Source organism: Actinomyces israelii DSM 43320 (assembly GCF_000711965.1).
GTDB classification, from domain to species: Bacteria; Actinomycetota; Actinomycetes; order Actinomycetales; family Actinomycetaceae; genus Actinomyces; species Actinomyces israelii.
On record NZ_JONS01000072.1, the window covers coordinates 1 to 11755 of the forward strand.

7 protein-coding genes are annotated in these 11755 nt (G+C 70.4%); 3 read left to right on the top strand and 4 right to left on the bottom strand.

Annotated features, from left to right (window positions below; genetic code table 11):
* Positions 1-1489 precede the first annotated feature (1489 nt).
* Complete coding sequence (locus O145_RS14595; RefSeq protein ID WP_043564285.1) at positions 1490-3346, bottom strand: alpha-glucosidase; 1857 nt, start codon at positions 3344-3346, stop codon at positions 1490-1492.
* Positions 3347-3474: 128 nt separating this feature from the next.
* On the opposite strand from O145_RS14595, the gene O145_RS14600 reads away from it, so the two are divergent.
* From O145_RS14600 to O145_RS14610, 3 genes are all read left to right on the top strand, one after another.
* Positions 3475-4644, top strand: coding sequence for an ROK family transcriptional regulator (locus O145_RS14600; protein WP_084682663.1), 1170 nt, complete (start codon positions 3475-3477; stop codon positions 4642-4644).
* 136 nt (positions 4645-4780) lie between these two features.
* Positions 4781-7306, top strand: coding sequence for a glycoside hydrolase family 31 protein (locus O145_RS14605; protein WP_043564287.1), 2526 nt, complete (start codon positions 4781-4783; stop codon positions 7304-7306).
* A 53-nt stretch (positions 7307-7359) separates the two neighbouring features.
* A complete protein-coding gene (locus O145_RS14610; RefSeq protein ID WP_043564288.1) occupies positions 7360-8205 on the top strand; it encodes an SDR family oxidoreductase in 846 nt (281 codons plus the stop codon).
* An 18-nt stretch (positions 8206-8223) separates the two neighbouring features.
* On the opposite strand, the gene O145_RS14615 is transcribed toward O145_RS14610, so the two are convergent.
* The 3 genes from O145_RS14615 to O145_RS14625 form a co-directional block, all read right to left on the bottom strand.
* Positions 8224-9105 carry a carbohydrate ABC transporter permease gene (locus tag O145_RS14615; protein ID WP_043564290.1) on the bottom strand — a complete coding sequence of 294 codons (882 nt, stop codon included), beginning with the start codon at positions 9103-9105 and terminating at the stop codon, positions 8224-8226.
* A complete protein-coding gene (locus O145_RS14620) occupies positions 9102-10166 on the bottom strand; it encodes a carbohydrate ABC transporter permease (protein WP_043564292.1) in 1065 nt (354 codons plus the stop codon). Before O145_RS14620 ends, O145_RS14615 begins: the two co-directional genes overlap by 4 nt.
* 147 nt (positions 10167-10313) lie before the next feature.
* Positions 10314-11603 (bottom strand): ABC transporter substrate-binding protein, encoded by a 1290-nt coding sequence (locus O145_RS14625; RefSeq protein WP_043564294.1) that lies wholly within the window; start codon positions 11601-11603, stop codon positions 10314-10316.
* Positions 11604-11755: the final 152 nt, after the last annotated feature.

Consider the following 11755-nt stretch of genomic DNA (forward strand, 5'->3'; position numbering starts at 1 on the left):
CTGAAAGCGGTCTTTCAGGCTGCTTGTCTTACTGCTCGGTGCTCCTGGTCGACCTCGCCCTGCGTCCTGTGCCCCAGGGCGGAGTGGAGTCGTTTCTGATCGTGTGTACCGGGGTCGACCTGGGAGGCAGTATCCCGGATGGCCTTGCTTCTTGCGGTGGTGGACCATCTGGTAGACCCTCTCGTTCCTTCAGGGTCGCGCCCGCCAGCTTCCGCCCAGGCACCCGCCCAGCACACCCCGGTCCTTCCCGCCCGGAGGGCGAGTGCCGTAGCTCTCCAGGTGGTCGCCGAGCTGGGCGGAGGTGTACTGGCACCCCCGGTCCGGGGTGGGAGGATCGTCTCCCCCTGTCGTGTACGGGCACCTGCGGGCCGCCATATCGATCGCCTCGCACACCAGGGGCCGGTGCCGCGTGCTGTCGCCCCAGTGGCGTACCCGACTGCTTTCCTCGTGCAGCAGCCGGCAACGGTCGCCAGGCAGATCGAGCACCTCCCAGGTGCGGATACAGGTGGGTGTCGCCCACCCACCTGCTCTCCCGGCTGGCCGGCGGCGGGAGCCCGCGCCGGGCCAGGTCGGGGCGCGGGCCCAGGGCCCGGCAGCGGGGGCGGTGGCGCCGGGACCTTTCGGCGTGGCTGTGCGGCCACCAGGCCCTGCTCACGCACGGGCGGGTGCGCACCGCCTCCGGGGGGTTGTCTCAACGCCCCTGCGGGCCCCGGCGGCGTGAGTACGGCGGTACCCGTAGGTGCCGCGGGAGCTGTTGAGGACCCACTCGATCAAGGCGCTGAGCTCTTTCCTGCGTCGCACGGTTCTTGACGGCTCCCGGCCCAGCCAGGCGTAGTACCCGGACCTGGATACTCTCAGACAGCGGCACATCATGGTGATCGGGTAGCTTCCTGTCTACCGCGGTGGACGCAGCGCGTACCGGGCGCCTACCGGGACCCTCTGCGCGTAGAAAGGAAGCCGCTTTTCTCGGAGCTCGATCTCCATCCTGGCCTCTCGCAGCCAGGCGCGCAGCCTCCTGCTCTCCGCCTCCTGTTCGGAGGATGCCTCCGCGTCGACAGGCTCCGGGTGGTCCTTCCGCCATCTCCTGACCCAGCTCCCCACCGCCTCAAGGAACCAGCCCGTAGGACCCCGCCACCTCCGCGATAGTCCGGTCCTTCTCCACGACCTCAAGGACCACCTGCTCCTTGAGCTCACTGCCGAGTCTCTGTACCGACATAATCAGATTCCACCCCCGTCTCTCAAAAACAGCACTCTCTCCATCACTGTCGGAGAAACACCAAGCACTCCACGGAACCGAGTTCGCCCTCTGCGCTCTCCGTGCGGCGTGCCTGGGAAGACGGGCTGGCACCCGCTGACCGCCAGCGCCCTTCCGGCCCGACGGCGCATGCCCGATGCCGCCCGGTATCGCCGGTCCGAACCGATCGCGACGCGGAAGCGAACCGATCTCGAACCGGAATACGACTGATCTCGACGGCGCCGGGCGCCCGTGTCACACGGTGCGGCGCAGGATGACCGAGTCCCAGCCGGCCAGGCGCTCGGGCGCGCCCGTCCCCGAGCCGCCGGCCCCCTCGGCCGGCAGCGAGGCGACCAGCACCCGCTCGGCGTCGGCCCACTCCCCCAGGTCGAGCCCCTCGGCCGCGAGGCGGCGCCGCAGCGCAAAGCCCTCCCCCATCTCCAGGCCCTCGCGCGCGCACGAGGCCAGCAGCAGGAGCTGCTCGCGCTCACCGTCGACGCCCACGAACTCGCGCAGGACCGTCCAGGACCCCGCGTCGTCGGCGTCGAGCAGACGGAAGGTGCCCAGCGCCACGGCGTCGTCGCTGTGCCGCAGGGCGATGAGGGCCCGGTAGTGCTCGAAGACCGATCCCGGCTCGCCCACCTGGCTCGCGGCGTTGATCTCGGTGTAGTTGGGAGTCACGTCGATCCACGGCCTGCCCGTGGTGAAGCCCGCCTGCGGGCCCGCGTCCCACTGGACGGGGGTGCGGGCGTTGTCGCGCGAGTTGACCGGCAGGCTCGCCAGCACCGCCTGGGGGTTGTCGCCCGCACCCACCCGCTCGTGGTAGTGGTTGATGGTCTCCAGGTCCCGGTAGGAGCCGATGCCGCTGAAGACCGTGTTGGTCTGGCCGATCTCCTCGCCCTGGTAGACGTAGGGCGTGCCGCGGTGCATGTGGAGGATCGAGGCGAGGGTCTTGGCGCTGGTCGCCCGCCAGGCGGGGTCGTCGTCGCCGTACCGGGAGACGGCGCGGGGCTGGTCGTGGTTGTCCCAGTAGCTGGAGTTCCATCCCCTCTCCTCGGTGATACGTCCGGCCTCGTCCGTGGCAGGGGCGAGGGCCTTCTGCCAGGCGGCGAGGTTCTTCTTCAGGACGATGCGGTCGAGGGGCCTGGGGTCGAACTTGCCGCCCGGGCCGCTGGTCAGGCTCACGTGCTCGAACTGGAAGACCATGTCGAGCTCGGCCCGCGCCGGGTCGGTGTAGCGCGGCGCCTCTGCCAGGGTGACTCCCGGCATCTCCCCGACGGTGAGGATATGGCCCTCCCGCGGCGCGAAGACCGTCTCGTTCATCTCGTGGAGGAACTCGTGGATGCGGGGGCCGTTGGCCACCAGGGAGGCGCCGTCGCCGTACAGGTCGCCATCGCGCCTGAGGCCGTCGGCCAGCGGGTAGGTCTTGGAGATGAAGTTGATGACGTCCATGCGGAAGCCGTCGACGCCGCGGTCCAGCCACCGCCCCATCATCTCGTAGACGGCACGGCGGACGTCCTCGTTCTCCCAGTTCAGGTCGGGCTGCTTGGCGGAGAACAGGTGAAGGTAGAACTCGCCGCTGCCCTCGTCCCACGCCCAGGCGGAGCCGGAGAAGAAGGAGCCCCAGTTCGTGGGCTCGGTGCCGGGCCGGCCGGGCTCCAGTCCGGGGACCCGGCGGGCGGGGCGCCAGATGTACCAGTCGCGCCTGGCGTCGTCCCTGGAGGAGCGGGAGGCGCGGAACCACTCGTGCTCGTCGCTGGTGTGGTTGACCACCAGGTCCATCACTAGGCGCATGCCGCGCGCGTGAAGTCCCGCGATGAGCGCGTCGAGGTCGGCCAGGCTCCCGAAGAGCGGGTCGATGTCCTCGTAGTCGGAGATGTCGTAGCCGTTGTCGTCCTGCGGCGAGCGGTAGACGGGGCTCAGCCACACGACGTCGACGCCGAGCGCGTCGAGGTGGTCCAGGCGGGCGGTGATGCCGGGGATGTCGCCGACACCGTCGGCATCGGTGTCCTGGAAGGAGCGCGGGTAGACCTGGTAGACGACGGCGCGCCGCCACCAGTCGGCGTCGTCCCCGACGTGGCGGGACGAGAGAACGAGGGATGGGTAGCTCATGGTGCTGACCCTACGGGATGGGAACGGGCGGCACGTCGAGGACGACGACAGTACCGTGTGCGGGTGCGACGCCAGCACGGGACAGATCCCGACGCGGCGGCCCGAGCCGCATCGGGCACAATGCGGCCATGGCAGGCACGCGACCGCATCCCCCCGACTCCCGCGACCCCGGCCCGTGGGCCGGGCTCAGCGACACCCAGCGGGCGATCGTCCTGACCCTGCTGCGCCACGGGCGCATGACCCGGCCCGAGATCATGAGGCTGGTCGGCATCTCCCCCGGCTCGATCACGCGACTGACCACGCCGCTGATCGACTCCGGTCTCCTCACCGCCCACTCCGAGCGCCTGGCCAGCACGGGTCGTCCCCAGTCCCCCCTCGAGGTGCGCGCCGACGCGGAGACCATGATCGGGGTGAACCTGTCGGGCGACGCCCTGACCGCCGTGCTCGCCGACCTGCACCTGGACGTCCTGGCCACGGCGCGGCGCACGCTGCCCGACCACACCCCTGCCGACGCCGTCGCGGCGCTGGCCGACGCCGCGCAAGAGCTGACGCGCTCCCGACCGGACGCTCCCGCCCCGTCCTGCGCGGGAGTGAGTCTGGGAGGGGCCACCGCCGCGGGGCGCACGGTCGTCGACGCTGTGTTCCTGGGCTGGAACCGGATCCCCCTGGCCGATCTCGTCGAGGCGCGGCTGCACATCCCGACGACCATCGGCAACGACCTGGTGGCGATCACCCTGCAGGAGGCCTGGTTCGGGGCGGGGCGCGACCACGACCGCCTGGCCCTGATCACAGTGGGCGCCGGCATCGGCTTCGGCCTGGTCTCGCACGGCGAGGTCATCACGACGCCGGACGCCGAGCTCGGCCTCATGGGCAAGATCCCGGTCCCCGACGGCGGCCGGCCGGCGGCCGCGCTCCCGGCGACGGACTGCCTGACCAACGCGATCATCGAGCGCGCATGGACCGAGCTGGGCCGGCCCCCGACGCCCGCGGCCGGGATCGTGGAGCTGGCGAGAGGGGGCGAGGCCGACGCGGTCGCGATCTGCTCGTCCTATGCGCGGCGCACTGGCCGCCTCATCGCCATGGCGGCCGCCTTCACCCTGCCCGACATCGTCGTGGTGGCGGGCGAGCGCGCCGAGGTCGCGGCCCTGTTCGAGGACCAGGTCATGGTCGGCGTGGCGTCGGCCAGACGCCCCGGCGCGGCCCCCGTCAACATGGTGGTGCGCGAGCACGACCGCATCAGCTGGGCGCGGGGGGCCGCAGCCCTGGCACTGAGGGCGCGGGCCGAGGGCCGCCTGTAGAGCCCGGCCCCCACCGGCCCGCCGGTCGGCCCTGTCGGACAGCCGTCACCGCCCGTCGGGCATATCGTCTGCACCGTCCGTCCCATCGCTCAGAGGCGCCTCGCGGCAGGCGCGTGATCAGAAAAGGTTGACGTCCATGCCCTCTCCTCTCTCCGCCGGCTCCGCGGAGCCCCGTCCTGCGCCCGCCCGGCCGGAGGCGGTCGTCCGGGTGGGCGACCACGCCCGCTTCACCGTCCTGACCGACCGGCTCATCCGCATGGAGAGCTCCGGGTCGGGCAAGTTCACCGACGCCGCCACCCAGCTGGTCGTCTCCCGCGACCTGGGCGAGGCCCCCGCCTTCGACGTGCGCCGCGGCGAGGACCGCGTGGAGATCCTCACCGAGCACCTCCACCTGACCTATCAGCCCTCGCGAGGGTTCTCCCGCTCGGGGCTGAGCGTGACCATGCGCACCGCCGTTGTCAACCTGCACGGCGGAACCTGGCGGTTCGGGGACGAGTGGGACCCCGACGAGACCTTCCCGACCAACCTGGGCGGCACCTGCCGCACCCTGGACGACGTCGACGGCCAGGCGCGGCTGGGCCCCGGGATCCTCTCTTTGACCGGACTGGCCGTCATCGACGACTCCGCCTCCCTGCTCCTCCAGGAGGACCAGTGGGTCAGACCGCGCCCGAGCGCGAGCCCCGTGGACGGCTCCTCCCCGGACCACGACCTGTACCTGTTCGGCTACGGGCAGGACTACCGCCGGGCGCTGCGGGACTTCTTCCGCCTGACCGGCCCCACTCCGCTGATCCCGCGGGCGCTCCTGGGCAACTGGTGGAGCCGCTACCACCGCTACACCGAGGAGTCCTACCTCGCCCTCATGGACCGCTTCGCGGCCGAGGGGCTGCCCTTCTCGGTAGCGGTGCTCGACATGGACTGGCACCTGGTGGACATCGACCCGGCGATCGGCAACGGGTGGACCGGCTACACCTGGGACCCCGATCTCTTCCCCGACCCCGGGCGCTTCCTGGACGCCCTGCACTCCCGCGGCATGCAGGTGACCCTCAACCTCCACCCCGCCGCCGGCGTCCGCCGCCACGAGGCCGCCTACGCCCCCATGATGCGCCGGCTCGGCAGGGACCCGGCCTCGGGCGAGGCCATCGCCTTCAACATCGGTGACAAGGACTTCACCGACGCCTACCTGGAGCTCGCCCACCACCCTCTGGAGGACGACGGCGTCGACTTCTGGTGGCTGGACTGGCAGCAGGGCGGCGACACCGACATCCCGGGCCTGGACCCGCTGTGGATGCTCAACCACGTCCACTACCTGGACTCCGGGCGAGAGCGCACCCGCACCGGGCCGGACGGCCGGGTGGAGCGCTACCGCCGCCGCCCCGTCACCTTCTCCCGCTTCGCCGACGCCTCCAGCCACCGCACGCCCGTCGGCTTCTCCGGGGACACCATCACCACCTGGGACTCCCTGCGCTTCCAGCCCGAGTTCACGGCCACCGCCGCCAACATCGGCTACTACTGGTGGTCCAACGACATCGGCGGGCACATGCTCGGCCGCCACGACGACGAGATGGCGGCCCGGTGGGTCCAGCTCGGCTGCTTCTCGCCCATCAACCGCCTCCACTCCACGAGCTCGGTGTTCAGCTCCAAGGAGCCGTGGCGGTACGGCCGCGACGCCCGCGCCACCATGGAGGCCCACCTGCGGCTGCGCCACCGCCTCGTGCCCTACCTGTACACCTGGGCGCGCCGCGCCCACACCGAGGGCGTCGCCCCGGTGCGCCCCGTCTACCACGACGAGCCCCGGGCGGCGGGCGCCTACTCCAACCGCGCCGAGTTCCTCTTCGGGGACCTGCTCGTCGTGCCCATGGTCCACAAGGCCGACCCGGTCAGCGCCCTGGCCCAGGAGCGGGCGTGGCTGCCCCGGGGCACCTGGTTCGACCTGCCCACCGGGCGGCGCTACGAGGCGGCGGCCGAGGACGGGCGGACGCTCACCGTCTCCCGGCCCCTGGACCGCCTGCCGGTCCTGGCCCGCGCCGGGAGCATCATCGTCGGCGCCGGGGACATCGGCGAGGCCGCCGGGAACAATCCCCGCCGCCTGTCGGTCCTCATCATTCCGGGCGCCGACGGCGAGCTCGTGCTGGAGGAGGACGACGGCTCGCCCGCCCCAGGGCCGGACGCCGTCGTGCGCACCCGCTTCTCGCTGGTCTGGGACGAGCGCTCCGCCACGGCCCGCCTGACGATCGCCCAGGAGGGGCCCGACGGCGTCGTCCCCGCCGAGCGCGAGATCACGGTCCGCCTCCTGTCCGCGGGCGGCGAGAGGCTGCGCGCACGCGTGAGCGGAGCCGGCAGAACCGCCGGCGCGCGCCGGGAGCCGGTGATCACCCGCCGGGAGGCCGACGGCTTCACCCTGGGCGCGGGCACCGATGTCGCCCTGGGGGTCGTCCGCCCCGCCGACGGCGTCGAGCTGGCGCTCACCGGGGTGCGCACCGCCCCGCCGTCGCCGGCCGAGGAGGTCCTCTCCATCCTCGAGCCCGTCCGGATCGCCTACGGGGCCAAGGACGCCGCATGGCGGGTCGTGACCTCGGGGGCGCGGGGCGGGGCGCTCCTGGGGGGCCTGCGGGCAGCCGGTCTTCCCGACGACGTGCTGGCGGCCGTCGCCGAAATCGCCTGAGACCGCCGCGCGATCTTCCGGGGCGCCGGGCGGGCGCACGGCACAATGAGGGCATGAGCACTTCGACGCCCTCCTCCGCCGGCCCGCTGGCCGGCCGCACCGTCGTCGTCACCGGGGTGAGTCGGCGCGCGGGCATCGGCCACGCCGTCGCCTGCCGGGCCGCCGACCTCGGCGCCTCGCTCGCGTGCCACCACTTCTCCCCTCACGACGCCGAGCAGCCCTGGGGCGCCGACTCCGTGGAGGCGACGCTCGAGTCCGTGCGCAGCCACCTGACCGAGGGGGCTCAGCTGGTCGATATCGAGGCCGACTTCCGCGACCCCGAGATCCCGCGGGTCGTCATCGACTATGCGGCCTGGGCTCTCGGCGGCGTCGACGCCCTCGTGTGCAACCAGGCGTCATCGGGGCACGACGGCGCCCTGGAGCAGATCGACGCGGGCGACCTCGACCACCACTGGGCGGTCGATGCGCGCGCCTCCCTGCTGCTCGTGCAGGCCTACGCCCAGCACTTCGCCAATCGTCGTGAGACCGACCCGGACGGGACGGACGAGGGCGCCCCGGCCCTGCCGGGCTCGGCCGTGCTCATGACCTCCGGGCAGGGCCTGGGCCCCATGCCCGAGGAGATCGCCTACTGCACCGCCAAGGCGGCCCTGGCCGGAATCACCCCCTCGCTCGCCGCGGGGCTCGCCGGGCGCGGGATCCGTCTCAACACGGTCAACCCCGGCCCGGTGGACACCGGCTACATGGACGCCCAGACGCTGCGTGCTCTTGACGCCAGGTTCCCGCGCGGGCGCACGGCCCGGCCCGACGACGCCGCCCGCCTCATCTGCTGGCTGCTCACCGACGAGGCCTCCTGGGTGACCGGTCAGGTGATCAGCACTGAAGGCGGGTTCCGGCGCTGAGCGGGCCGGGCGTCGGCATCACTGCTTGAGCCCGCCGGCCGCCAGGCCGGCGACAATGCGCCGCTGGAAGAGCAGCACCATGATCACCAGCGGCAGAGTCATAATGACGCCCGCAGCCATCTGCGAGCCGAAGGGCGTGTTGAACTGCGAGGCTCCGGTGAACTTCGACAGCAGCACGGTCGCTGGCTGCATGGCGGGATTGTTGATCATTGTGACGGCGACGAGGAACTCGTTCCAGGCGCCGATGAAGATAATGATGGCGGTGGTGAAGATTCCGGGCGCGGCGATCGGGAGGATGACCTTGCGGAAGGCCTGGCCCGGGGTGCAGCCATCGACCATGGCCGACTGCTCCAGCTCCTGGGGCATCTGCCTGAAGAAGCTGGTCAGGTTCCACACGGCCAGCGGCAGCGAGAACGACAGGTCGGGGATGATCATCGCCTGATAGGTGTTGATCCACTGCCAGTCGGAGAAGTTCTTCAGCAGCGGCACGATGATCGCCACCAGCGGGAACATCGACGTGGCCAGCACGACGAGCAGCAGCGCGCCCTTGCCGCGGAAGTCGAGGCGGGCCAGCGCGTAGGAAGCGAAGGTCGCGACCGCCAGCGCCACAATGGTGACGGTGACCGACACGACCAGGGAGTTGACCAGCCCCTGACCGAAGCTGTTCTTGGCCGAGAACACGGCCTCGTAGTTCTCCAGGGAAGGGTGGCGCGGCCACCAGCTGTTCTCGAAGATCTCCTGGTCCGGCCTCAGGGAGGAGACGATCATCCAGTAGAAGGGCGCCAGGCAGTAGATGACGATGAAGCCGATGCCGACGGTCGCCCAGACGCCGGACCACGGAGTCTTCTTCCTGGTGCTCCGCACGACGGCGGCCGGGGCGGAGTCGGGTTTGATGCTCATGACTGGCTCCCGGTGTCGGAGGAATAGGTGGGGTGAGCGGCTGAGGAGGCGGCCTCGGCGGCCGTTCTCGGGCGCCGCCTGGGCAGGAAGACGGTGGCGGGCAGCCTGCCGCCCTTCCTCCTCTTCCTCTCCACGCTCGCGCCGAGGTCGGTGCCGGTGATCTTGACGAAGGCGAAGGCGAAGATGAAGACGTACAGGAAGAGGATGAGGGCGTACGCGGCAGCCGACCCGTACCGGAGGTTGGAGGCCTCGTCCTGGACGAGCATGGAGATCGTCTCCACCGAGCCCTTGCGCGGTCCGATGAGGATGTAGGGCAGGTCGAACATGCGCAGGGCGTCGAGGGCGCGGAAGAGGACGGCGACGGCGAGCGCGGGCTTGACCAGCGGCAGGGTGATGCTGGTGAAGCGCCTCCAGGCGTTCGCGCCGTCGATCTTGGCGGCCTCGTAGACCTCGTCCGGGATGACCTGGAGCCCGGCGAGAGTGAGCAGCCCGATGTAGGGGGCGGTCTTCCACACGTCGGCGATAATGATCGCCGTCTTGGCCGAGGCGTTTCCCGAGGCCCACATAATGGGCTGGCCGAGGATCGCGTTGGCGACGCCGTTCTGGTTGAAGATCCATCCCCACAGGATGGCGGAGACGGCGGTGGGGATGGCCCACGGCACCAGGATGGCGGCGCGCACGAAGCCGCGCCCGCGCATCGCCTTGTGCATAATGAGCGCCATGGCGACGCCCAGGACCGTCTCCAGGACGACGGTGACCACGCCGAAGAGCGTCGTGTTCCAGGCGGCGGTCCAGAAGCGGTCTCCCGCGGAGGTGAAGATGTCGGCGTAGTTCTTCAGGCCGACGAAGGGGGCGACCTTGGAGACGAAGCCGGTCTCCTCGTCCAGGCCCGCCTTGCCGTACAGGGACTGCTGCAGGGACTGGAGGATGGGGATGATGATGACGACCGTCAGGACGACGATCGTGGGGGTCAGGAGTATCCAGGCCAGGCGAGACTGAGCCCTGCTGGACTTGGACCGCCGGTTTACGAGTCCCGGCGAGTGCGACGACGTTGTGCTCATGGGTTTCCCTCGTACCAAAGCTCTTACTGGCTCTCGCCAGCCCTCACCGCGCGCCGGCGGCCATCGGGTGCGGACGCCCGTCCCGGTCGGCCGCCGGTGGCTCCGCCCCGTGAGCGGGGCGGAGCCACCGGGGTGAGGGCCAGGCGTTCAGCCCTGGATGTTGTTCAGGGCGCTCTCGAGACCGGTAATGGCGTCCTGGGCCGTGGTCTTCTGCTGGATCGCCGGGTAGATGGCGTCCTGGATCGCCGCGGTCACGTCGCCGTAGGAGACCTCTCTGGGCCGGCCCTTGGCGGCATCGAGGGAGGCGCGCAGAGTGGTCAGGTACGGGAACTTCTTGAGCAGGTCCGCGTCCTCGTACAGGGAGCCGAGGATGGGGGCGAGGGTCTGGGTCTCGAGGGCGTAGCGCTCGGAGTCCTCGGAGATCCACCACTTGACGAACTTCAGCGCCGTGGCCTTGTTCTTCGAGTAGGCCGAGATTCCGCAGTTGTGCCCGCCCAGGGTGGGCACGAAGCTCTTGCCGTCAATGGTCGGCAGCGCGGCGACGCCGAACTTCTCCTCGCCGAGAGCCTTGAGGTTGTTGTCGTACTGATAGGGCCACTGGCGGTAGAAGAGCAGCTCGCCGGCCTCGAAGGCGTTGCGGCCGTCCTCCTCCTTCCACTCCAGGGCCTTCGTGGGAATGTAGCCGTCCTTGAAGCCGTCCATGAGGTTCTGCAGACCCTTGACGGCCTCGGGGGAGTTAATGGTGACGGCGTTGGAGTCGTCGTAGAAGGCGCCGCCGGCGGTGTGGATGAACTCCGAGGAGCAGCACGTCAGGCCCTCGTACTTGGCGAACTGGCCGCCGAAGCCGCCGATGCTCTCATGGCCGGAGACCTTGCGCACGGCGTCGATGGCGGACTTGACCTCGTCCCAGGTGGTGGGCACCTTGACGCCCGCCTCGGCAAGGAAGTCCTTGCGGTAGAACATGATCGGGGAGTCGGTCACGAAGGGCACCGCGAAGAGCTTGTCGCGGTAGATGCCGGTGCTCCACACCGACTCAATAATGTCGTCGTTCTTGAGCTCGTCGATGGGCAGCTCGAGGATCCACTGGTTGGCCGCGAACTCCGCCACCCAGACATTGTCTACGGAGATGACGTCGTAGGCATCGGACTGGGTCTGGGCGTTGTTGATAAGGGACTGGCGCTGCTGATCCGCCTCGGCGGAGAGCTCAATGAGGGTGACCTGCTCGTCCGGGTTGTCGGCGTTCCACGCGTCGATGCGCTCCTGCACCTTGCCGTCGGAGTTGTCCTTGCCCTGGACCCAGGTGATCGGGCCCGTGCCGGAGAAGTCAGCAGTGGTGTCACCCCCCCCCCGGCCATTCGAGCAGGCTGCGGCGGCGCCGAGAGCCGCGGCCAGGGCGGAGCCCTGGATGAACCGACGCCGTGGAAGCGAAGCAGTCATCTGTAGTTTCCTCCTTGAAACGCTGTAAACGCGCATGACGGACGGGTGGTGGTGGGGAGATCCGCAGTCGGACGAGGTGTCGAGGGCAACGTTAGGCCGGAGGGCGTCGGGCAGGCGCCCGATCATCCGTACCGTTATCAATTCGTTATCTT

Coding starts and splice junctions, on each gene's coding strand:
- O145_RS14595 (WP_043564285.1), bottom strand. CDS start 3,346: ATGAGCTACCCATCCCTCGTTCTCTCGTCCCGCCACGTCGGGGACGAC.
- O145_RS14600 (WP_084682663.1), top strand. CDS start 3,475: ATGGCAGGCACGCGACCGCATCCCCCCGACTCCCGCGACCCCGGCCCG.
- O145_RS14605 (WP_043564287.1), top strand. CDS start 4,781: ATGCCCTCTCCTCTCTCCGCCGGCTCCGCGGAGCCCCGTCCTGCGCCC.
- O145_RS14610 (WP_043564288.1), top strand. CDS start 7,360: ATGAGCACTTCGACGCCCTCCTCCGCCGGCCCGCTGGCCGGCCGCACC.
- O145_RS14615 (WP_043564290.1), bottom strand. CDS start 9,105: ATGAGCATCAAACCCGACTCCGCCCCGGCCGCCGTCGTGCGGAGCACC.
- O145_RS14620 (WP_043564292.1), bottom strand. CDS start 10,166: ATGAGCACAACGTCGTCGCACTCGCCGGGACTCGTAAACCGGCGGTCC.
- O145_RS14625 (WP_043564294.1), bottom strand. CDS start 11,603: ATGACTGCTTCGCTTCCACGGCGTCGGTTCATCCAGGGCTCCGCCCTG.